17 protein-coding genes are annotated in these 21,951 nt (G+C 58.5%); 4 read left to right on the top strand and 13 right to left on the bottom strand.

What is annotated here, in order from left to right; genetic code table 11:
- Window positions 1-23: 23 nt before the first annotated feature.
- On the bottom strand, window positions 24-308 hold the full coding sequence (locus MQH31_RS05850; RefSeq protein WP_243011283.1) for a helix-turn-helix transcriptional regulator: 285 nt from the start codon (window positions 306-308) through the stop codon (window positions 24-26).
- Window positions 309-1,221: 913 nt separating this feature from the next.
- On the bottom strand, window positions 1,222-1,518 hold the full coding sequence (locus MQH31_RS05845) for a hypothetical protein (protein WP_243011282.1): 297 nt from the start codon (window positions 1,516-1,518) through the stop codon (window positions 1,222-1,224).
- Between the two features lie 504 nt (window positions 1,519-2,022).
- On the opposite strand from MQH31_RS05845, the gene MQH31_RS05840 reads away from it, so the two are divergent.
- Window positions 2,023-2,733 carry a hypothetical protein gene (locus MQH31_RS05840; RefSeq protein WP_243011281.1) on the top strand — a complete coding sequence of 237 codons (711 nt, stop codon included), beginning with the start codon at window positions 2,023-2,025 and terminating at the stop codon, window positions 2,731-2,733.
- Between the two features lie 24 nt (window positions 2,734-2,757).
- On the opposite strand, the gene MQH31_RS05835 is transcribed toward MQH31_RS05840, so the two are convergent.
- Both MQH31_RS05835 and MQH31_RS05830 read right to left on the bottom strand, forming a co-directional pair.
- Window positions 2,758-3,438 (bottom strand): hypothetical protein, encoded by a 681-nt coding sequence (locus tag MQH31_RS05835; RefSeq protein ID WP_243011280.1) that lies wholly within the window; start codon window positions 3,436-3,438, stop codon window positions 2,758-2,760.
- A 704-nt stretch (window positions 3,439-4,142) separates the two neighbouring features.
- Window positions 4,143-4,805, bottom strand: coding sequence for a hypothetical protein (locus MQH31_RS05830; protein ID WP_243011279.1), 663 nt, complete (start codon window positions 4,803-4,805; stop codon window positions 4,143-4,145).
- Window positions 4,806-5,496: 691 nt separating this feature from the next.
- On the opposite strand from MQH31_RS05830, the gene MQH31_RS05825 reads away from it, so the two are divergent.
- Window positions 5,497-5,835 (top strand): hypothetical protein, encoded by a 339-nt coding sequence (locus tag MQH31_RS05825; protein WP_243011278.1) that lies wholly within the window; start codon window positions 5,497-5,499, stop codon window positions 5,833-5,835.
- Between the two features lie 402 nt (window positions 5,836-6,237).
- On the opposite strand, the gene MQH31_RS05820 is transcribed toward MQH31_RS05825, so the two are convergent.
- From MQH31_RS05820 to MQH31_RS05805, 4 genes are all read right to left on the bottom strand, one after another.
- Window positions 6,238-6,870, bottom strand: coding sequence for a hypothetical protein (locus tag MQH31_RS05820; RefSeq protein ID WP_243011277.1), 633 nt, complete (start codon window positions 6,868-6,870; stop codon window positions 6,238-6,240).
- 7 nt (window positions 6,871-6,877) lie between these two features.
- The gene (locus tag MQH31_RS05815) at window positions 6,878-7,510 is read right to left on the bottom strand and encodes a hypothetical protein (protein ID WP_243011276.1); all 633 of its coding nucleotides are present in this window, start codon (window positions 7,508-7,510) and stop codon (window positions 6,878-6,880) included.
- 1,763 nt (window positions 7,511-9,273) lie between these two features.
- Complete coding sequence (locus MQH31_RS05810) at window positions 9,274-9,912, bottom strand: MAE_28990/MAE_18760 family HEPN-like nuclease (RefSeq protein WP_243011275.1); 639 nt, start codon at window positions 9,910-9,912, stop codon at window positions 9,274-9,276.
- Window positions 9,913-9,928: 16 nt separating this feature from the next.
- Entirely contained in the window at window positions 9,929-11,044 is a 1,116-nt protein-coding gene (locus MQH31_RS05805) for a DUF262 domain-containing protein (RefSeq protein ID WP_243011274.1), read from the bottom strand.
- Between the two features lie 469 nt (window positions 11,045-11,513).
- Between MQH31_RS05805 and MQH31_RS20975 the strand changes: the two genes are divergently transcribed.
- Complete coding sequence (locus MQH31_RS20975; RefSeq protein ID WP_372488129.1) at window positions 11,514-12,122, top strand: HAD domain-containing protein; 609 nt, start codon at window positions 11,514-11,516, stop codon at window positions 12,120-12,122.
- 308 nt (window positions 12,123-12,430) lie between these two features.
- Here MQH31_RS20975 and MQH31_RS05800 read toward each other — a convergent pair whose 3' ends face one another.
- Together MQH31_RS05800 and MQH31_RS05795 are read right to left on the bottom strand one after the other, a co-directional pair.
- Complete coding sequence (locus MQH31_RS05800) at window positions 12,431-13,933, bottom strand: hypothetical protein (protein WP_243011273.1); 1,503 nt, start codon at window positions 13,931-13,933, stop codon at window positions 12,431-12,433.
- Between the two features lie 226 nt (window positions 13,934-14,159).
- Window positions 14,160-14,570: a hypothetical protein gene (locus MQH31_RS05795; protein WP_243011272.1), complete on the bottom strand. Its 411-nt coding sequence runs from the start codon at window positions 14,568-14,570 to the stop codon at window positions 14,160-14,162.
- A 377-nt stretch (window positions 14,571-14,947) separates the two neighbouring features.
- Between MQH31_RS05795 and MQH31_RS05790 the strand changes: the two genes are divergently transcribed.
- A complete protein-coding gene (locus MQH31_RS05790; protein ID WP_243011271.1) occupies window positions 14,948-16,126 on the top strand; it encodes a hypothetical protein in 1,179 nt (392 codons plus the stop codon).
- A 503-nt stretch (window positions 16,127-16,629) separates the two neighbouring features.
- Here the strand turns inward: MQH31_RS05790 and MQH31_RS05785 are convergent.
- Genes MQH31_RS05785 through MQH31_RS05775 form a run of 3 tightly spaced genes read right to left on the bottom strand, consistent with a single transcriptional unit; the run spans window position 16,630 to window position 21,922 of the window.
- Window positions 16,630-18,699, bottom strand: coding sequence for a site-specific integrase (locus MQH31_RS05785; RefSeq protein WP_243011270.1), 2,070 nt, complete (start codon window positions 18,697-18,699; stop codon window positions 16,630-16,632).
- Complete coding sequence (locus MQH31_RS05780; protein WP_243011269.1) at window positions 18,696-20,459, bottom strand: hypothetical protein; 1,764 nt, start codon at window positions 20,457-20,459, stop codon at window positions 18,696-18,698. The genes MQH31_RS05785 and MQH31_RS05780 overlap by 4 nt, the downstream gene beginning before the upstream one ends.
- Complete coding sequence (locus tag MQH31_RS05775; protein ID WP_243011268.1) at window positions 20,456-21,922, bottom strand: tyrosine-type recombinase/integrase; 1,467 nt, start codon at window positions 21,920-21,922, stop codon at window positions 20,456-20,458. The genes MQH31_RS05780 and MQH31_RS05775 overlap by 4 nt, the downstream gene beginning before the upstream one ends.
- Between the last annotated feature and the right edge of the window lie 29 nt (window positions 21,923-21,951).

Here is a 21,951-nt window from a genome sequence, read left to right as displayed (position 1 = left end):
GAAACCAGCAATAGTTCGATTGTTCAGCGCAGCCTCAGGTCCGGGACTTCATTTGGCAGGATGTCCGAAAGTGGTACCTGGAGTACCTGGGCGATCGCAAGCAAGGTCCGTATCGTCGGATTCGCAGGCCTCCCAGGCGCAGACTCGCCCTTCTCGTACTTCTGGTAGGTGTACCGTGTCAACCCCGCGCGATATGCGACATCCTCCTGGCTCAAGACCGCGGACAGGCGGAGACGTCGAAGGTTGGTAGCCAGTTCAGCAACGTACGCGCACCAAGCGTCATCATCTACCTCGGTCCGCTTTGCCACTGTTCAAGGCTCGCGGTGATGGTCAATCGAGATGGCCTAATCCATGTGGCATAATTTTGGAGGCCATACGAACGTTCAGTCGAACGCAGCGCCTTGCGTCAATCGTCTTGAACGTGTGCTGCCGCAACCCGATGCCTGCGGCCGACTGTCGGCGACGTCAAGACGGCGCTCGTCAATGCTTCGGTGGTCGTGATCGTCTGGCGCCTCCGCGGCGCGATCCGTTAAAACAGTAAAACAGTGGAGTAGTGCAGAATGGCTGAGTCAAGCTGGCGCGATTATTGGCCCCCTTTCCGGGTGGCTCTCGTAGACGAGACCGCTCGGTGTCTGGCAGATCAGCAATCGACGGCCACTGCTGGGCAGCGCCCACGTTGGGCCGATCTAACCCGCGTGGAACAGAATAATCTGGCGGGAAACATCGCTGGTGTTTTTCTCGCTCAAGATCAGGCTATGCAAAACATGGCCGAACGGGGTATGCCGTTTTGATCGCGAGTCGTCGGTGAGCGAGATGTCATTGCCCAACACGCCGCTGGCTTCGAGAACTTTTGGTACCACAGGACCCGGCGCACGGAGAGAAATCCGTACATATGTCCAGCTTGGGGAGTAGGCCAACACGCAACCGGATGAGCCCTACCATCGTCGGGAGCAGAGAACTTGCTCACCCTTTTGTCTCCACAGCACTCGCTGAACCATGCGCGACCCCGTCGAGGATTTGAGGAAGGTAAAGCCTTGGCCATTCGTCCCCGACAATCCGATCGAGCATCTCATTGAAGTCCCAAAAGTTGTTGCAGTCGTCCTTAGGGCGCGCTCAGTCCAAAAACTGAAACTCACTCTCACCGTCGGGATAGAACCTTGACCGAGTGGCACCTGTGTCGGCGAAGTCCCACCAGGTTGAATGAACGATGGGATTTCGTGCCTACGCGACGTGATGCTGATCGGCCCATAGAAGCGCTGCCAAAACTTGGGTTTCCGCCGAATCAATCGATTTAACAGCAACCGCCGGCTCTGCTGCTGCCAACTCCTTTGCCGCGGCGCGCAGCGGTTCCGCGACCTCTGACCACATGGGCTCGACCTCGACGAATGAGCCTGCATCTCCACCGTCAACCAGACTGAGTAGGCGCTTCATCTGTGACTCAATTTGAACGCTGATGACGGTCGCCTCGCCTACCCATTCGTAGATCCGGCTTCGAAACTCACGATCCTTGCTGGACACTCCGCTGAATATTCGTTTCCGTGCGCACCACGTTCGGTGCACTTGAGCACTAGTGCGCGGTGGCGCGATTGGTGTGACTGAGCACCACGGTCGGCGTGGTTGAGCACCACCTCGATCGGCTCTCGCCGCCAACCGGCGGCCATACAGTCTGGATTGAGAAGCGCCGCGACGGCTGGCCAGTCACCTTTGCCGACCTGATTGCCGCCACCGGCCTCGGCAACGCGTTCCGCGTCCGCACCAGGAGAGTCATGTCGCCGGAGACCCGAGGACACGTACGACTATTTCACCGGTCGCGCTGTTACCGTCCTGCACATGAGTCTCGACCAGTCAGATCACCTCACGGATCAGCCCGCGCCGTCGGGCAAATCGCCCTGGTCACCTCCGCAGCCCTGCTGAAATTGCTAAGCGAACGAACTCTTCCCGAAACGAAGTGGTCCTTAGGCGGCCACAGCCTGACCTGCGGTCAAGCTCCGAGCGAGGGGTCTCGGCAGATAGTCTGCTCGTATGGTGAACCGCCCAAGTGACCAGGTGATGCGTGCGCTACATCTTGCGAGCGAGCTCACCACGGCGACGGAGCTGCTTGCCCTCGGACTGAACCAAGTTGCGAGCCCGAGGTGGCAGGCCCGCCAGCCTGGCGGCGCCTTCACGCAGCTGTCACAGGGGGTAGAGCGTGTCCTCAAGGTCACGTTCTGGCTCAACGAAGAGAGCCACGGTCGAGAAGTGGACGCGAGGTTCGGATCAGGAGCTTCTGGGCATGCGCTTGGCGAACTGAACGCGAGAGTAATAGACATTTATCTGGTCGAATCTCGGACAGCAATGCCTTACGTGCGAGGTCTCGTCGAGGAGGTTCTCTCCGACCCCTACTGGGGAGATGTTCTGCTCGCGCTAGATCGGTGGTCAGCGACTTCGGGCAGGTATCGCGATCTCGACGCGTTGCGAGGGCGAAAGGGTATGGATGATCCGCCGTGGGCATCCTGGGAGGAAGCCGAGCATCGCGCGGTCACGGAATGCGGTGGATGGGCGGATCTGACGGAAGAGACCCTCATTGAGGGTCGCCAGCGGCTGCTCCTCAGCGTGATGCGCTGGTGGCACACCCTTTTCCGAGGATGGCAGCACGGCCTAGTGGGAGAGCAGGGGAAGCAGTTTTCTAGTGGCCTTGATCCAAAGAACCCTCACCTGGATCAGTCCATTGCGAACCTGGTAGCTGGCCGCTAGCTTCGGCGACCGCGCATCGGCCGGTCAAGCAGGGCTCTCGGAGTCCAGGTGGTCACGGATACGTTTCATCGCGTTGATCGCTTGCAACGCGTGCGGCTGTTCGACGCGGGTACCACCCTCGTGCACGGCGACGTGTCGCGTTGTGTAAAGGGCCTCAGCCGCGGCAGAGATGGCTTGGGGAGCATCAGCCAGCCGACGCTTCACTGCGGGACCGCCGCCGCCGCAGGCCATTTCGACCGCGAGACGGGCCGAGAGCACGGCCTCGCGGTATCGGCCTCCTTCGAAGTGGGTCCTGGCGGTACGCGCGTGCATCGCGGCCGCAGACTCCTCTTCTAGTTTCCGGAAGGCGTCCCGGTACGCGGTATCAAGTGTCGGGCCGAGCAAGTAGGTGAGCTGGTCGTCGTCTTCGAAGAGAAGCACGTCATACGAGTCCACGGTGGTCCCGCCAGAAACGAGCACGTAATCGCAGTAGCCGTCCTTCTGGTAGAGATTGGGCATGTGCTTGTCTGCGCCGGTGAAGATCGGGCTGGAAAGGAACTTGATCAGGTGCTCTTTGGTCTTCCCATACATCTCGACCTTGCGGCCTGTGATCTTTTCTCGCAGTCGAAGGCCGCGGCTTTCGTCCTCGACGTCATACTCCTCGACATAGCACCAGACTGAGACAGGCCGAGACGCGATGTCCGCGGTCAGGATGTCGACCTTCACGGAAAACTCTCCGCCCATCCATGCGTGTATCTCCCGAGGATTTTGAGTGACGATCGTGCCGGTGATGGCTATGTGCTCTTTCCGGCTTCGAGGCTCGACGAGGCCGCCGCCGTGGGCGTAACAGTCTTGCAACAGGTTCGTTATTGGCCTGAGCGGCAGAAGCATTTGTTGGTCAGTGACAACCCTCACTCTTCGCCGCGTCACCTTCTCTCGGAGACAAAGGTCAGTCGTTCCGTCGGGGTGTTCGAACGGCGCGACGTAGCACTTGATCGTGCCGGAACTCTGCGCGCTGCGTGCGGTGACTTTCGCTGCGTGTGTCGCGCGACGTGCTTTCGAATTCGACGATTTCATTACGATGCCGTCGCCTCTACTTCGCCCCAGTCATTGCGGCCGCTGGCGTCCATCAGCTCTCCCCCTCCATCCCCCCCGGTTCGTGGACCGAGAGCGTTTGCTCATTCCGAAGCCTAGAGGACGCAACACCGCGCGGTCAGAACGTCCGGTCGGGATCTCCGCCCCGGACGGGAGCCCACCAACCCGACTGCTTGCCAGCGAGTCACCGAAATTCCACTACCACCTGCCCGGACCAGCGTTCGGTGGGCCGGTGGTGCTGAACCATGCCACGCGTGGTGCCCTCTCGAACGAGCGATGGTACTGAACCGCACGATTAGGTGGTGCTCTGAGCGTCAAATACTCAGAGGCTACTGCTAGGTCCAGTCCGCTGCCTCGACGATGTCGATGATGACCTTAATATCACCTCCGTCGCGGAGCCACGCGACCGGGGTTTGGCGTCCCTTTGCGACGAGGTCTGACTGCGGTGTGGCCATGAATCCAGCGACGCTTCGCCAGTGCCATCGCGACATCACAAGTTCGATGATTTCGGTGAGACCGGGCAGCAGTTTCGCCGGGGATCCGACATTGAATTGCCAGGTGGGGAAGCGGAGGCTACCTGATATCTCGACCGCGTACAGATGCCCGTGAGCAACGGCCACCCCAATTCTTTCCTCTTCCCAGCCTAGGAATCCTCTTACGTCATCTAGCGACATGGTTGCGAGAATGTCCACCAGCCATCCTTCTGTCATCCGGAGCTGCGGACTTCCTTTGCCCTCTGACGTCGATGCCCACGTTTCGGCGGTGAACGCACCCGATTCCATCAGAAATCGCACTTCGTTCTCTGGTAGCTCATCAAATGACGTTGGCTCCATCGCCAGCAGCATTTCCGTGAGCGCTTGGATGAAATAGTCGGGATCGTTCGCCAGTCTGGCCACGGCTTCCGCCAAGCGCCTGACCGCTTCGTCGGGTACTTGGAACCCCGCATTCTTCGGCAGCCTTTCGCTCGTCACAGCATCGGGTGCGTGGTTGTCAGTCATAGTTCGTATGCTCTCATTGCGAGCGAATTGCAGCAACGTCACCGAGCGGCCAAAGAATCTGCACGAGGGGACGTCACGGTGACCAGGACACCTGAGGTGGTTACACCGCGACTCTATTTGGATGTGGACGGGTGTGTCTGCCCATTCGGGCGCCATGACGCAGCCTGGGGTCCGACGACGACTGCTTCAGTCCTCGTTGACTATGACGACAGGGCCGCGACTTATGACGTGGTCTGGGCACCTGCTCTGATCGAGGCCCTCGTCACTCTCTGAGCCGAGTTCGCTCTTGAACTGATCTGGCTAACCACTTGGGCGGAAGTCGATGCCGTGAGGCGACTCCTGGTCCCCGAACTGGGCGGTCTGGCGAATGGTCGGATCCTGCCTCTGACTCCGGGGCCTCGCAGTTCAGGCGAGACTCGGGGTTAGTGGAAGGCGCAACGCCTCCTCGAAGATCAAGCCGCCAAGGCGGGGCCATTCATCTGGGCGGACGACAGCGAGGTTGAACTGCACGGCTGGAAAGTGCTCGGTGCCACGGCCGGTACACCCAGCCTGATGATCCCCCGCACCCCATGGTCGGCCTCCGGCCGGATGACATTCACGCCATGCGGACCTGGCTGGTGACGCTGAAGCCTGGACCAGAAACATCCACGATCGTTGGCTTCTAGCGTGACAGTTGAGCAGCATTCCAACAATGGACGACGAAGAGGCGACACGAGCCCTTGCGAACGCGGTCGGGCCTTTCTGCGACTGGGCAGGGCTACTGAACTGGCTGGGTCTCACAGAGAAGGATTCCCTTGGATTGGTTAGCGATGGGCAGCTCCTCAACGTTAGGACCCTTGAGGGCGACGTGCTCTTCCCAAGCTCTCAACTCGGCCCGAATGGCGAACTCGTCGCAAGATTGCGCGAGGTACTGAAAGTCCTGCGAGGCAGCCTGGACGAGTGGAGCATCGCACTCTGGATCGTGAATAAGGACATACAAGACGGTGTTAGCAATCTTGAACGGCTACAGCCGGCGAAGCTGAGACCGTGATCCAAGACGCCATTCGCCAGGCCGAAATCTTGAGGCGTTGAACGCATGGCAGCAGAGAGCGAAACAGCTGCCGAGGAATCTACACGGCTATTCGGGTTCGGCACTAGTCACGGCGGTGACCGAAAAACCAGCGTGTCGTAGAGCCTCGGTCACACTGAGCAAGGCTGAGTCGTAGTCCTCTGCTTCGCGGGACGCTAGGACGAGTCCCGTCTCATCCTCTGTGCCCAGCGTGCAGTCGTCCAGGCCCAAATCGAAGAGTCGGTCATAGTCATCGTCCGCCAGAGGCTGGGCGAGCGTAACGCTGAGTCGGTAAATCTGCATGTGAACCCTTTCCCAACTTTTCAGTTTGCCATGCTCATTTCATCGCTTGAGCGGCTGACTCCACGGTCTGTAATCGCAGGGTTACCAGCCGGTTCGAAGGCTCTCCTTGAGCCTCACCGTGCGCAGCTGTTTCAGGTCACGCAGCCGGACGACGCTCTCACACGGAGCCTTGATCGTCACACCGGCGACAGACCGCTTCCAGTTGGCCCGCTTGTCGCTTTCGCACAGGATCTCGATGCCGTCATTCAGCACGAGGATCACATCGAAGTCCGGGCTTGAGGAGCCCGCGACGAGGGTCATCGTCACGACCGTCTCGGGGTAGTGGTCCGTGGAGATTTCGACCTGAGGGTTCGCCTGCCACTTGCCCATGTGTACGGAATCTCCAGACCTGCTCCCGGCGAATACCGTCGAAACCGTCCCCTCCGTTGGGTCGGCGGCGGCCCGCTCGGCCTGCATCCCGACGATTGCCCACGTATTCAGGCCTACGGCAAGGGCCACCACGATGCCACCCGCGAGCAGGTACGAATCTGAACGCTCCCCCGGTTCAGCCTCCCGGTATTGACGGAGGAGGCAGAGCCCCACGAGGAGCGCACCGAATAGCGTTGCTCCGAGAGTCGACAGCACGTTGGCCTCCGCCGAGGCGCCCCTCACCACCATCCAGGTGATGGCGCTGGCGAGGAAGACGAGCAGGCTGACGTTAATCCACGTTCGCATGGCGGGGCTACCTGCCGACCCTGGTGCTCTCGGCGATCGTCACTCGCCGCAGGTGATTTAGGTCCTCCAGCGGGACGACCATATCGCAGGGCGCCTCGACCTTCAGGCCATAGTTGGTCCGGGCCCAGTTGACCGCCTTCTCGCTCTCGCAGAGAACCTCGGTCCCAGAATTGAGCACGAGGATCACGTCTAGGTCTGGGCGGGAGGAATCCAGTGTGAGGCTGAGTGTCACGCGGGTTTGTGGAAACTCGTCGGTAGTGATGTCGACGCTCTTGGATGCGCTCCACTTCCCGAGGTAGTGCGAATCTCCCGAGGTGTTCCCGGTCAACCAGGTCTTGACGGTCCCCGCCGCCTCGGCCTTGGTGTCGGCCGCGGCCTGCGAGCCCGCCATCGCCCACGAGTTCAGGGCGACTGCGATGGCGCACGTGACGGCCGCCATGATCAGGTACGGGCCCACTGGCTCGCGCGGCATGACGGACCGGTAGACGTGACGGAGGAAGAAGACGATGGTGAGTACCCCGAAGCCGGTGACAAAGAGGGTGCCAACCGCATTCATCCCCGGGGAAACTCCTCGCATGACCATCCAGCTGATCAGGCTCGCGATGAAGAGAAATAGATTGACGCCCGCCCCGTATCCCATGACTTCAACGTAGGGGACGCAGGTCCGCTCTACCGCCGCTTCGGTCGCGGCTAGAAGCGGGCTCGGGATGGCGGTGAATCGGCGTTCCAGCAACCGGATGGTCTAGCCAAGGTCGCGGTCCCGCTGGTCGAGCCGTTGTACAAAAGCGATGGGTGGGCCGCATCTAGCCACGTCTCGGTAGGTCTCGGTAGGTCTCGGTCGAGGTACTGGGAGACTATGCCTTCCCTATGGCAGGCTGGCCCCTTTCCCAACACGCGAGTCAGTTGAGCACTTTCAAGAGGGCTGGTGCAAGGTCCCCCATCGCCTGGTTCCCAATTGAGATTGCGACCGAAATTACGATAGCGAGCCTCACTAATGCCCTGACCTTCGCGTCCAGTTCAACATGAACCCGTAGCTCCAGGCTCAATCGGGCTTTCACGTGAGGCCGGAGTACCTTCGAGCCCTTTTTTCGTCGTACACTCGCCATGTCTGCTCCGATGCTTGGTTGCTGAGGAAGACCATTGGGCCCGCTCTGCGCTAACAGAGCGGGCCTTTCCTTCTTCTAGCGTGGCCGCTGCCGCTGACACGTACGCCTAGTAGTGCAACACTTAGCTCATGTCCCGCGGGTTAGGTTCTGTACAGCGCAGGCTGCTGTCCAGCCTGGATGCTGAGGAGATTCCCCCTCTGGCATGGTTTGACCTTCACGGGTCCGGCCCTGCAAGAGGGCCGAGTGAGACAACGTCACTTCGACGAGCGGCCGGCACGCTTCACCGAAAAGGTGTAATCGAGCGAGCCCTCTTCTGGCAAATCAGTACTCCATCATGGAGCCTCTACTACCGCCACAATCGCAGCAATCGCCATCTTGATTACAGCGAGACTTATCAGGGACCTCGCTGGAAACTCGTCGTGCGTCGAACTCCGACCCCAGAATCCCTCGCTGAATATCAGAGGGCAAGTGACCACTTGAGCAAGACACGTGGAACCTCGTTCGGCACTAAATATGCGAACTGGTTTTACTGTAAAGAAGAAGACGATTGGATACCGCATTTGGAAGGTAACGACGAGATCGTTCCACTTCCAGCAACTGGCAGCCTCGAGGTCACGCGCACAATCATGAGAACGGTCCCCAAGTCGGGCGCCCAGTAGCCGTTGCGGCCCGAGTGACGATCTTGTCGCCGCCAAAAGGAAAAGGCGAAGGCCCCGGGCTGACGCTCTGCGCCAGGCGCTGGGGAATCGGAAAAGTCGTGTGCCACCCCGCGGCGCGTCACAGATTCAGGGCACTGCTCCCGCACAGTCTCACAAAAGTGATGATTTCCGAGACACTCGGTCCAGCCCAAAACTGGTCCGCGCATCCCAAACGATGAGGAGCCAGATGCCGTTTTGATGAGTCGTCTCACTGTGAAGCACACAAAGTGCTCTCACACGGGCTCTAAGGCTGACGATTCAACAAGACCACTATCGACACTGGGGAACGATCGTGTCTCAGTAGCATGTGTCCCTCAAGCCGAGTTCTAGCGCTCGGGATCCAGAGTCGGTATAGATAAGCGGAGAAGTGCCTACTACTCCGCCCCTAACCATACTTTCGAGTCGTCACAAGGTCCCCCGATTATTGTTCTGCCGCAGGTGCATCACGAAAAGAGCACCGAGAGGCATTGCGTTCAAACACGTTTGGCTCCCTCAGGGTCCTCATCTGAACCTCGGATGGGGGCCATCGCGAGGGATGTTGCGTCGCTATAGGAGCCTCCAAATTGGAGCGTGACGCCTGTGGAACTGACCGACGCAGTTCAGAGCAAAAAAGTCTCGTAGGCTGCTGCGGTTTGAATCTGCTCGTTGAGTTCCGCGCACAGAACCAATACATCACCAGCGACTGCCCTCGCATCGTCTCCGGAGATAGGTTGCCATTCTCCGTGAGCAATGCGATGTCTTCGCCCGCAGACGACCGAATCAATGAACTTCTCGCGAGTCTGATAAGCCGGGAGGTACTCAAGACCAACACAGCCGAGAAGCGCTTTCAGGGTCCCCGCGGTCATGTTTCCCGTCTGCACGATATCGTGCGGACTTACGACGAACCGCTCAGTCGTTCGTCCATCGAGCAACTTGAGCAGGTCTGCAATTCTCTCAATTGATCGATCAGGTTCGGTGGCCAATCGCATTGGCGTTCTCACCGCAAGACTCTGGAGGCCGAAGTTTAATGAACCGACGTTTAGACCGCGGGTCAGCACGTAGTCGAGGTACACCTCGATCGCCAACTTTACGAAGCCCTCCCAGTGGGCGTAAGCCATAACGTGACAAGCTCGAGCCAATAGGTCGCGCCGAGAACCAGAACTGGCGTCCACCATCAATCGGAAGTCGACGATCTCGCGACGGCGATTTGCCAGGTCCCCATCCAAGCGATCGACAAGCCCTTCTAGAAGCGTTGGCACCCGTCAAATGCCGTTTCTACTTAGCGAAAAGCTGTCGACCCAGCGGGATACTCTTTGCCATACGCGCGTCGGCTCGAACGCCTGTTGCAAACCCCGTTGTGTACTGATCATTTGACCAGAAACTCTTGGCTCTATCGATTGCGCTCGTTTCTTCGGCATTCGCGTATGAGTCGATGTTAAAGCCGAGCCCCATCCCGACCACTTCAAATGCCGTGTTGAGGAAGGCTCCCTGGAAACGACCTCGGGTTTCGTTCCATCTCTTGAACATCGCATCATTCCCTGCGTCGTCAAGCAGCGCAAAGGTCTTTCTGAAGGCATTTCCTTCCGTCTCTTCATCGAAGGACGGGTCGAGCGCCATGCTCACCGCCTCGGATGTTAGAAAATCGCCGAGATTGCCGATGGTCGCAATTAAACCCTCGGGAAGCTTCCGCAGGATTAGGAATCGCAATGCCAACTCGAGATGATATTGCTCGCTCACAAGTCGCTCACTGATTGCGACTGTCGCCAGGAAATGTGGGTCGCTCGCTAGTTCGCTTAGCCAAGAATAGAACCCTCTATTGCTCGCGATGAGAATACAGCTTCGGACTTCTTGCGGCGTAGCTTGCGAGCCGTAGGAATTTAGCCGTTGGAAGAGATCGTACTTCGTCTCGGCGCTGGACTCACGTTTGACAATCTTGAGGTCGAGCTTCGCTCGTTTGAAATCCAATCGCTGCGCTTGAGTGAAGGAGATTGACTCATCGCTACCGTTGTCCCACTCTTTGCCCGCAAGGGATGGAAGCAAATTCGTGGCCTGAAGCCTGATTGGCGGCACCAGACTGCCGTTGTCATCGGTCAAAAAACCCTGAAGCTGCAGAATGGTGCTCAGCCGCTGGACTCCATCGACTACATCCCAGGCGCCGTTCTCCGTCTGAGCGACGAATATTGAGGGTAACGGGATACCAAGAAGAATGCTTTCGACAAGACGCGTCTTCTGAAGATCATCCCAGCGGAAGATTCTCTGGAATTCGGGATGAACTTCTAGTTCACCCTCCCGGTAGAGATTCGTCAGTTCGCCAATGGACATGCTGTAGGAGTCAGTGAATATGTCCCTGCGTCTTGCCGCGATTTCATCTTCCAACTTGGCCATATTCATGTGCTCCATCTGTGCATAGTGCTTTGCCCAAAGCGCGTTCGATGATCATCCCATGTCCAGCCTCCACCGCGGGGCTGAAGGCGGGTTGTAGTAGCCGAAGCGACGCCCATCGCGCAGGAGACTGCACCTCGTCGATCTCCTTGACGGCCCCAGGGGTCGACTAATGGGCCAGGAACCGAAGGAGTTCAGCGACCCGCCTTGGAAGCTCGATCGGCCGATCGTAAGATGCTGAAAGAGTGCTGTTGCATGCGGAAGTGAATCAGCCGCTTGCCAAATTGGAAGAAGTTACAGCTTCCCAAGATGACCATTGCATTCCTGGGACCGCTGGACCTTGGACACTCCTGCCGTTGGAAAGCGGGGGCAAAGATACTGGCTCCACGCTGCTCAGAGTTCGTGTTGTCTCATTAGGTTCGAAGTGAGGCAATGTTGGAACGGTGAATTAGAGAACCAGCAGGAGGAGGTCGTCTTGATGATGAGCCAGGAGACCAAAGCAGTCGCGCCGAGGCTGTACTTGGACATCGACGGATGCGTCTGCCCGTTTGGCCGCCCTGACTCTGGATGGGGTCCCGCTACCTCGGCTTCGGTTTTTGTGGACTATGGCGAAGACAGAACTGTCACATACGACGTCGTCTGGGCGCCCGCCCTTATTGAAGGCTTGGAGCGCCTACGCGCCGAATTCACAGTAGATCTGGTCTGGGTGACCACATGGGTCGAAGCTGACGCAGTCCGCCGCTTCCTGGTCCCTCAGCTGGGCGGATTAGCGGACGCACGGATCCTTCCCCTACTGCCAGGGCCTCGCCCCTCGGGCGAGACCCGGGGCTGGTGGAAAGCGCAACGCATCCTGGAAGATCAAGCTTCCAACGCTGGCCCTTTCATCTGGGTCGACGACGGCGAAGTTGAACTGCATGGGTGGAAAGTTCTCGGAGCGACGATCGGCACCCCCAGCCTGATGATCCCTCCACACCCCATGGTTGGTCTCCGCCCGGACGACCTCCGTGCAATGCGTACTTGGTTGGAGACGCTGGCGTCGAAACCAGAACAGTCATCGACCGCTGGCATAGACGTAATCAAGGGGTAGAGCTTTCACTCGATGCCGCGCTCGGCCCGTTCAGCGACTCGGCCCGGATCAAGGCCTGGCGGGTGCTCGCCGCGGCCGCTGTCCTTGACTCGCCGTTCGAGAAGGCACGAAAGACAATTGGCAAGCAAGATACAGAACACGACGGGCCCTAACTTCCGAGACTTGAAACAAGATCAGCCCACGCATATTTCATTCTTGAACGGCTAAAGGGGACGCTGAATGTCAACGTCCCCGTCTCGAGTTCCCATTCGACACGTCTGGCCTGAGCCGATGTGTCTCAGAGCCGGCTATGCCCTGAGATCGTCACCTCAGCAATACCACCAGCCAAGTCCCTGGCCGAGCAAGCATGCACTTCCGACCAGGTCGGGTGGTGACTTCTGGGTCGCCCAAAGCGTCACGAGCGCCACTCCCAGAGACACAACTGCGACCCAGGTCGCGACTCGCTGCACACGGCGGGAGTCTAGCGACGCTCCCAGGGACGCGACGGTCCCTAGTACCTCTCGGTACTCCGCGTCGAAGGCGACAAGCTCGCGCGCCAGCCGCTTTTGGACCTTCCTTTCATTCTTGTTCAAGTCCCGTGGTCTGAATGCCTTGAGACCCTTCTCCTCATCCCTCTTCTTGAAGAAAGGCGCGACATCGAGGTAGAACTGTGGCTCTCGATCTCGCCATCGCCGATCGTTGTAGACCCTGATGTCTTGCTCTAGTCTGGCAAGGTCAAGACTGGTGGTGAGAGTACGGTCCCTGAGTCGCTTCAGATCTCGGCTGCTCGTTCCACCGTGCAACTTGCGTGCGTTGTCGTGAGCGTTGGATGCGCTGCCGCGCATAAGGTGCAGCAGCGCCGTGAGGCCGGAGCGAGCGATGTACTCCGTCATCGTTTCACCGACAGAGTAGCCAGCGCTGCTGACATCTGGGCGGCCCATCCCATGGGTTAGAGCAGGCACCGCAGACCGGTTTCCCCAGAGCGACCAAACGTTCTGCGAGATATCCGGCGTCCAGTTCATGCGGGAAGGCTGATCGAGGACGAGACCGGGTAAACTCTCGCTCCGAGACACGTATACCGCGTTTTCACCTACTCCAATCGCACGTATCGCATCGTTCTTAGCGAGCTTTCCCTCGTCGCGACCCAGAGGATCTGCCACGTCGAAGAGGATCAGGTCGAAAAGCGGGTGCGGGTATTGAGCACGCGCGAACGCGCCGGGCAGTGTCTTCGTCATCCAGCTACGAAGCTCGCGGTGTATGTCGTTGCGAACGCTTTGCACGCGGTATTGCAGCACGGCTTTGGGGCCTTGCGACACCGCTCTCTCCCCTTTCCGTTTGACCACTTCACTGCGGTGGGGCGCGTGCAACTCCTTGTTCAGACGTTCCGAGACGGACTCGTCAAGGTTGAATCCTGCCACGACAGCCGTCAGTCCGTTCCCGATGGACACTCCAACAAGGTTGATGCTCTGAACGCCTGCAGGCAGCCTCGCTCTCTGCGAGTCGAAGGAGGTGAAACCAGCCGACATCGACGTTAGGTCCGCAATACGCCACCAGATCTGACCTTGACCGCTGCGCGACGACGTTAGCGATTCGGTTCCACCCGGATCCATTCCCAAGAATCGACCTCCGTCCCAGCCGGACGTGTGAATTGCGTCATAAAGGCTGCGCACTCCGCTAGGGGTGAAGTACTCGGCAATCCACACACTAGGCATCGACACCTTTTCACCATCTGGCATTTCGATGCGATCGAAGTTGGACAAGGTGCCGACAGCGCGGCGCCACCGATTGTGGTGTGTTTGAAACAGGAAGCTAACCGTCTCACGAATCTTCAAACGCAGACGAGCAGGAAGCCACACTGCAAATCGCGAGTATTGGAGTGTGTGTAGGAGTAGGTAGGGAATGTCATACCAGCGGAAGCCCTTGCCAATATCCCGTATCGGCGCCTTTGTTGGTGAGCTATCGGTTTCGGCCTCAAGCGTCGGTGGAGGCAACGGGGACTCTGACGGTGGTCCCTGCGGGCGTTGGGCTCTGCGTGTACTCATGTGTACTGGAAGTCTGTCAGGCATCCTGAGCCGCGATGGCTTGTCCATCACTGACGTGCTCGTGCGCGGGCCGATAGAGGTGCAAAAAGAGTCGACTACCTGGCAGAGACGCTCCCCCGCGCCGGATTTGGGTTTGGCTTTGCGGGCAGCTTTGGCTGCGCTCGAAGCGTAACCATTCACAGTCACGACTTGGAGAAAACGGCGCGGGCACTTCTCGGATTGGGAGAAGCTCTCCTCTCGCGCTGAACTGGAATGTGGGGAAGAAGAAGTCGCCGTTCAGGGTTGAGACCGCGACGATCCGCGCGTCTTTGACCAGGTTGAGGAGTGCCTCTGACGTATGTGCACGCCAGGCTTGGAGCCCAGCAGAGTCGTAGAACGGGCAGAGCGCTGCATCGAGGAGCCGCACTGCCCATTCTTCTTCATCCATATGAAAGATGCGACCCAGCCATCGAGTCACACACGCCAGTGCCGACCCAATCATCATTTCGACGGGACGAAGAACTATCGTTCTGACCTGCTCACTCTCCTGATCACACACTGGGGGACTAGCTAGATGATCACACGACGCCGGCGCACCTGAAGCAGTGGAGCGTTCCACAGGTCTTGTTTTCCATCCAGGATATTGAGCTAGGGCGGTCATCATCGCTCCATATCGCAGACGGATAAGCTCAATGCTGGGTGAGACCTTAGTCAAATAAGACTCGAATCGCCCCGTGAACGGACGGATCAGCTGTTGAGCGGATTTCGGATCGCAATCGCGCCGTATCCAAACAACAAACTCCTGAACGAGAATGCGCCCATCTGATGCTGTTCAACCCTGAATATCCCTCCCTAAAGTTAGAAGATCCTGAGGAAAAGGCGGAAAATCGTCTCGCTAAATCGCAACGTAAGTTCTTAGGTAGTCCAGTGAAAGCAGCCCCGGCACAGCCGTGGCTATTGAATGCCGTCGGTGACATCGGCAACTTCAAGAATGCCTCAACTTCGGCTATAGACCAGTGGTTGCAGGCTTGGCGAATGCCACCTCGAAGCTGGGAGAGACCAGATATCTTGTCGTCAAGGGCCGTTTTCGTCGGACTCGCAGACACAGCAGACATGGCTTCCGTGAGCACGTTGCAGGGCGGTGCACCCTTCGTCACAGTGTCGTCTCGCTTCATCAAGCTGTGCACGCAGATAAGCGAGATATTCCCGCTGTTTGGGATCCTCGTGGCGAGCGATCCAACGCTGGATGAAATCCAAGCGATGCGAAGCCTGTTCCAGTATTTGGAGCCCAACAGCACTCTCGACGTACCGATGGCTCAACTGCTGCAATCTGCAAGTGATCCGCTATTCATTGAACGAACCACAGCGGCGGCCGTTCGTTGGTCCATTGCTCATGAGATGGCACACGCGGTAGCGGGACAAAAGGATCGCCAGAACGCCTACAAACGCGTATCCGATTTGATGCCAAATATGGAGGCAAGTCAGTGGGGTCCCAAACGGTACAAGCTAGAGAAATACGAGGTTTCCCTCCGCCGGTATCGTGATGAGATAGCGTGCGATCTGCTCGCGAATGACTTCATTCTCGATTCGCCATTCGCTGCCGATGACCTCATCACTCAGGTGTCGGGCGCGCTACTCGCACTCGAAGCGTTGAAGTGGGAAGGTTGGCATGATGACCGTTCAGCACTCTCGCCGACTCACCCATCACCGACTCTCCGGTTCAAAATCGTTCTCAATGACTGGCTTACCAAGCTCGCCGATCCCGACGTATGGAAGGTACGAGAGCGGCCTGGTGCGCTAGGCATCGAAGATCTCGCCCACTGGGTCGGTTTCGAGAAATGGGGCTCAGGTGCCTACCGCAGTCACCGCGACGGAGCTACTTGGCAAGACGACATTGATGCTGTTCGGCAGCATCTAACGCAATCAATTCCAGAAATCATGAACGACACGATCTACGCCAAGACGGACGAAGGGATTTTCCGAGTGCAACATACTGCTCGCTAGCGCAGACTTCGAATTGCTGCACCCCTGACCCGAATTTTGAGGAGGCGAGTGCTGAGAGGTCGAAAATATCTATTTTGACAAGTGACTCGTTCAGAAGCGCGCCGTTCAGGAGCGCAAGTTTCCCAACCGTCGAGGGAACGCACCCTGTTCGTTCAAGACCTGTCGCAACTGGGCGTTTTCTTCGGATAGGAACCTGACCCTCTCGGCATAGATGGCCAGCTCTGCCCGTAGGCCGTCCACTTCACGCCTCGTCTTGCGTGCCTTCAACTCCGCATCACGAACGCGTTCATCACGGGGACGCCCCGTTGGGCCTCCGCCGGTCGAAGAGCGGTCTTCCCGGATCGCGTCGACAGCCTCGGGGTAAATTGAGTACAGCGCAGAGCGACCGACCCCTGAGCGACTACTCAGCTCCGAAACGGTCGCGGCTCGGCCCCGTTCCGCGCACTCGCCGATGAGGACTCTTGCCAAGTCGAGTATTTCTGTGAGTGGTGGGCGGTAAGCCATCACGCCCCTCCTCCTGATACTAGGAGTCGATCGATGTCATCCAATCGCTTGGCCAATCGCACTCGGACGTAGGGGCTCAGCTCCGAGCCGAGAGCACCAGTCAGGGAGGCGTGTTGTTCCTCCCAATACTGGCGGTTACCCTCGTCGAGAGCTCCGTTCCGACAGGCGAGGGGCTGGCACTTTGCCTGGTTCGGTGACTTTGGGTCTTTGCGGGCGCACAAAGCCTTCGCTGGATCGAAAACGCACATGACGTAATCACCAGGAAATACTTGCGGGCTACTGGATCGGACAAATCGCTCCAGCTGATATTCGTTGTCGACGACCACACCCGAGAAGCTTGTTTTGGCCGCAAACGCTTCGGCTCGGGTCTGAGCAATTGCTGCCGCCGGGCCGGTGACGATGTGCTGGCCGGACGCGATTTCAAGGAGGTACTCCCCGCGGCGGATTGCCTCCTCGCTCTCCACTTCGGCTCGAAAACCAGATTGGCTGGTGCCCGCATATCCTTCAAACATCTGGAGACTGTTTTGTCGGTATTGGATGGCTCCCGCTATCGATCCGCCCGGTCGTCGTGCGATGTACCAGGCCAGCGTACGGCGGAACTGTTTGGTGTTAAGTCGCCATTCCTTGCCATCCACGTCGGGTATCAAGTCCGCGCGGTTCGCGCCCTCTGCGTAGGTATTGACCCAACCCAAGAAGTGATTTAGGTGTCTAATTGTGGTGAGGTTAGAAATGGCAAGACGACCAAGGGATCTAGGTGCCTGACCGCCCTCGCGCAACGGTGCGAAGAGCAGCTCGTCCTTGTCTTCAGATCGGATGGTCTCCATCACCCTAATCGCTATCTTCACGGGCGCGCCTACCACCCATGTTGCGGGAACACCGCTTGGCGAAGTCTCGCCCTTGAACGCGAGCCCCAATATCCGGACGATTTCTAGGGATCCTGTGGAGTCCCGGTCGACGCGAATGCAACCTCGTCTAAGGCTCTTGATCTCGCTGTCGCGCATGCCGGAGTAAAAAGCCACAACGATGTAGCTTGCGGTAACCAGCATCTGGGACCACCTCGGCACGTCCTCGTAAGCAAAGAAACGACCAGCGATCTCCCGCAGAATTGGGCTCTGGTTTTCGTGCCAAATATAGGTACCAGAATCAATGCCCACAACGCTCACCGCCGCGCGGACCGCTTCCTGGGCCCGAGTCGATTCGATACATGCGCTCGCTTCTCGCGCAATGTGGTTGAGATTGACTTTCAGCGTGTCATTGAATGGCGGACAGATTGACGCAGGCAATGGGCGTCCGGCAGCGACATACCGGTCAACAACCTCCTCGACAGCCGCGGCACGTTCTGCGGACGTCTGCTGTTTGCGCAATTCGGCAGGCACTTTCCTGCCCCTCAAGGCAAGCCAGATGCACTCCTCCCGCGCTTGAAGAATGTCTTCGGCGAAATCTGAGACGAATCGAGTCGCCCATTCGATGAGGGGCATGCTGACTTCTTCGGGGATCCGCGGTGTGCGGTTCTCTCCTTTCCATTTCCTACGTCCAACACGACCGTTCCACCCGTCAAGGATGTTGGGATCAAAGGAGAGCGACTCGTCCAGGTGTTCGCGATAGAGGTAGAACAGTCGAACAGCGCGAAGCCGAGCGGTGGTCAAACTGTCGCGATTGTCGCTCGATGCGCTTTGCAGATGAAGGCGATAGGCGTCAAGATCAGCTCTTCCGAGGGTTCCAACCGTGCCCCGACCGGAGGTCTCGATCCAGGCGGTGAACGCACGAATCCTGGAGAACGCCCCGACGATCGTCGATGCCGACGGCGGCGATGCAGCGACTGGGCTCTCCGCGACCAGCAGTGCAAACATCAATTGCTTGGTGACGCCTCGGTGCACGGATGGGATGTTCAGAAAGTTCAGTCGTGAAGTACGGTTGTGCGCCCCGAAAACGATCGGATCGAGCCTCCAAACGTCATCCTCGAAATTTGAGTATTGACTGGGGTTCACGTCGATTCGCCGAGGTCGCGAACCGTAGATGTCCCCCGATTTCAATTCGAAAGCCATAGCCAGAGCTGGTTCGTAGTTCACCAAGAATCCTCCAACAGGTCGAGTGGCATGGTCGTGTCGGGTGACAATTCAGCAAGTTCAACTTTGGAGTATCTCGGAAAAATGTCGTCGTTGAGGGCAATCCAGGCGACCCCATATCGCGTCCACCAGTCGCTTGGGGTGGTGCGCTCCCACCGTGTCTCTAGCTCTGCCCTAAGGTTCAGCAGCTTTGGAAGATGTTTCTCACCGATCAGCGCGTTCGGGCAAGAGAAGCACGCCAGGGCCGAAGCACCGCACGGGGCCCCGGGCGTGTGCGGACCGTGCTCAATGTCCCGACATCCGAGGTAGGCGGACTCGTCCGATTTGTCGGTCAAAGTGAGGTCTCCCAGCCGACCTGATCCGTTAGCGAGAGCTGCGCTACGTCCCGAGCGGACTTGCTCCTCCAATTCGAAGAACGTTTCCGTGATGATGTCGTCGGCCCAGCCCTTGGTGGTTTCGTCACCAGCGAGGTAATTCGCAAAGAGGACATCCTGCGTGTTCTTCGTGGCGGCCGAGGGCGCGTGGCCGCCCACGGCCCTCGTTTCCCGGCGTAGGTAGGTGGTTCGGATCCGATTAAACGAAAGGTCAAGGGGCTTTCCGTGCTCATTAATGGCATGCCTTTTCGCCCATCCACCAAGATCCAAGGTTGGACCCTGCAAACTCCGCGCCCACGGGTAGCGATTCGGGATCGGCTCCTTCCCTCTCGGGTTCGTCCAGACCGCCCAAACACGGTCGGACTCAGCCCACCGGCGACTTGGTGCGCAAAGGTCGTGGATGAGCATGTAGATTCCGCCCGACGTGTGAAGTTGTCGGCTTGGGTTCCCGACTTCCCAATGTACGTCCTCGAACCAGTTGTCGCCTCCTGAACGCCGTTTGATTATTTGAAGTCGAACCGCACGGTCATCAGCCGTCTCATGCTCCGCCGGAAGCTCCTTTATCGTCTCGCTGTTTCGACCACTCACAGCGGCCAGAAGAATCATCAGTGGAGTCAAGTCCGCGTTAATGAGGAAAACATTAGCCGCAATGTCGAGCTGATGAGACTCCCGTGCAGACTCGCCCTCCCCCGGTCTAAGGGCTCCTGTATCCAAAAGTTCGACCAGTTGGTCACCGAGCCGCCGGAGGGGCGGTGGCACGCTTGCCGGCGTTGCCGCAGCGAGCTGAGCTAGGGCACGCCCCGCCCCGATGCGTGTCCGAATATTTACGACGTCGGCTCGTGCAGCCCGAATGACCTGCGTGAACACCTCATCGGACATGCCTGAGACGCCGAGCTTCTTCTTCTTTGGATTCTTCCGAGCGAGGAAACTGTGCACTCCCTGGTGCACGTGGTAAACCGTCGGAATGTTGACGATGACGATCCGGAGTACCGACAACGACTGCTCGGGCGTGCGAGAATCCTCAGCGCTCGTGTCCGTCGCATAATCGTAGAAACCGCGAATGTGATCGCCCGAGATATCCCGAATTTGCCGTGGCGGATCGGGGATGCCGTCTAGGTAGTTCAGGAAACGACGCGTGTACGTCCAGAGGTTTGTCGCGCTTCTTTCGGTGCGACAAGTCCCCTTGTATCCGGTAGCAGCGGCAATACCTTCGATGAAAGGTCGGTGCAGCTCGGAAAGCGGCCAAGAAGTCGCGCGATACGTTTTCTGGCGGTTGTCATTTCCGACAAAGTCCAATTCAAGGACGCCTAACGTTTCTCGAATACGCTGCGTTGCTTCGTAGGGACCAGTTGGAATACTGGAACGTGCACCCGGAGACGTGCTCTTCATGCCACCTCGCTCTCGTCCGGAACGTCCCAGTCGTCATCACTCCCAACGAGAGCGAGCCGAGTTTCGAACTCCAGCTCGGCTAGAGAATGCAGGTAGACCATAGTGGTCTCGATTGATCGATGACCAAGGCGGATACGCACCCAGTTCAGAGGATCACCAAAGACCATTGCGTAGTGACGTCGCTGCGCAAAATTCTGCCGAGAAAGCGCGTCGATATGCCCCCGCTGGAGCTGTTCCAGAGTACGTACCGCATACGTGTGACGCAATGCATGTGGGTGACAACGAATGGCCAATCCCAGACGCAAGCATCTGTCGTTCGCGGACGCGAACGCGTTTTGCCAGCTGTTTGGAGAAAGCGGACTCCCCTTCTGACTGAGCCACAACATGGCTGGCTCTAGGCCAAAGCGCGTATCAACAAATAGGCGACGCCTTTCGTCCGGGGTGAGGGACGACACGTCGTGCTGTTCGCCATTCATGTCAACTGCGGTGCGGCCCCGCTCATCGGTCACTAGTCGATCCACAACCTTCTCGTAGGCGCCTTCTGTCCGAGCGGAGCGGACGAAAATCGCGCGCTCTGCCAGATATGCAGAAATGGCCCCCAAGGTCTGATCCGGGATATAGACGTCACGCGCCGAGTTATTCTTAGCCACAGAACCGGAAAGCCAAAACTTTCCAAAACGGTTTCCGGCAGTGCGCGCTGGAAGCTCGCTCACCAGAAGCGAAGACTGCTCAGTTAGACGCAAGCCGGTTCGGACCATGAGATCCGCGTACACTCCATTGCGCCCTGCGAGAGTTCCACGGAACGACTGATCTCGGCGGCCCGTCACGCCATAACCGCGGAGGCCCACGTCACGCCAAAGCCTGAATTGATCGGCTGTCAGCCAAGCGATAGATCGGGTTTTCCTGTCCGGACGCACCTCGAGTGGTGTTGGAGCGGCCATTCGCGACGCCGAATTATGCCCCCAGCGACCACCTCGTCGATGTTCCCGAACGGCGATCGGTGACTGGCTCACAACTTGGCGAATCGCCATCCACCGATAGAACCCACTCACTGTGGCCACCTCACGATTCCAGGTCGACGCGGCGACGCGGGGGCCCTTTAGATCGACATTGCGCCACTGGTAATAGGCAGCACGGTCACTCTCCGAGGCAGACCGCCAAACTTCCGTCGACGGCCCCGCGTCTCCGATTGATCCGCGGGTCCATGAAACAAACGTCAAGAAGCGCGCGATGTCGCGTGCCACAGCCTCCTGCGTGTCCGGCGCGAACCTCACGAACGGCATCGCCTCGAAGTACGCGTTCAGCTCCGAGTCGTACGTGCCATCGGGACCGATCAGAAAAGGACGAGCGTCGGGTGTCGAGCGCGCATTCAGCCAGTCGACGATCCGTTCGTCAGCAGCAGATGCTGCTGATCGTGACGTGAACCAGACACGCCACCGTGGCGGCTCCAGATGCTCTGACATGACCGGAAATATACCGCGAAAACGCGTCA

This window comes from Cryobacterium zhongshanensis, from assembly GCF_022760445.1.
Taxonomy (GTDB): domain Bacteria; phylum Actinomycetota; class Actinomycetes; order Actinomycetales; family Microbacteriaceae; genus Cryobacterium; species Cryobacterium algoricola.
This window is presented reverse-complemented; position numbering and strand designations above follow the sequence as displayed.

What these genes read in the sequence shown, in the direction of transcription:
- MQH31_RS05790 (WP_243011271.1), top strand. Translation starts at nt 14,948, where the DNA reads ATGCTGTTCAACCCTGAATATCCCTCCCTAAAGTTAGAAGATCCTGAG.
- MQH31_RS05840 (WP_243011281.1), top strand. Translation starts at nt 2,023, where the DNA reads ATGGTGAACCGCCCAAGTGACCAGGTGATGCGTGCGCTACATCTTGCG.
- MQH31_RS05830 (WP_243011279.1), bottom strand. Translation starts at nt 4,805, where the DNA reads ATGACTGACAACCACGCACCCGATGCTGTGACGAGCGAAAGGCTGCCG.
- MQH31_RS05825 (WP_243011278.1), top strand. Translation starts at nt 5,497, where the DNA reads ATGGACGACGAAGAGGCGACACGAGCCCTTGCGAACGCGGTCGGGCCT.
- MQH31_RS05815 (WP_243011276.1), bottom strand. Translation starts at nt 7,510, where the DNA reads ATGGGATACGGGGCGGGCGTCAATCTATTTCTCTTCATCGCGAGCCTG.
- MQH31_RS05805 (WP_243011274.1), bottom strand. Translation starts at nt 11,044, where the DNA reads ATGAATATGGCCAAGTTGGAAGATGAAATCGCGGCAAGACGCAGGGAC.
- MQH31_RS20975 (WP_372488129.1), top strand. Translation starts at nt 11,514, where the DNA reads ATGATGAGCCAGGAGACCAAAGCAGTCGCGCCGAGGCTGTACTTGGAC.
- MQH31_RS05780 (WP_243011269.1), bottom strand. Translation starts at nt 20,459, where the DNA reads ATGAAGAGCACGTCTCCGGGTGCACGTTCCAGTATTCCAACTGGTCCC.
- MQH31_RS05775 (WP_243011268.1), bottom strand. Translation starts at nt 21,922, where the DNA reads ATGTCAGAGCATCTGGAGCCGCCACGGTGGCGTGTCTGGTTCACGTCA.
- MQH31_RS05795 (WP_243011272.1), bottom strand. Translation starts at nt 14,570, where the DNA reads ATGGATGAAGAAGAATGGGCAGTGCGGCTCCTCGATGCAGCGCTCTGC.
- MQH31_RS05820 (WP_243011277.1), bottom strand. Translation starts at nt 6,870, where the DNA reads ATGCGAACGTGGATTAACGTCAGCCTGCTCGTCTTCCTCGCCAGCGCC.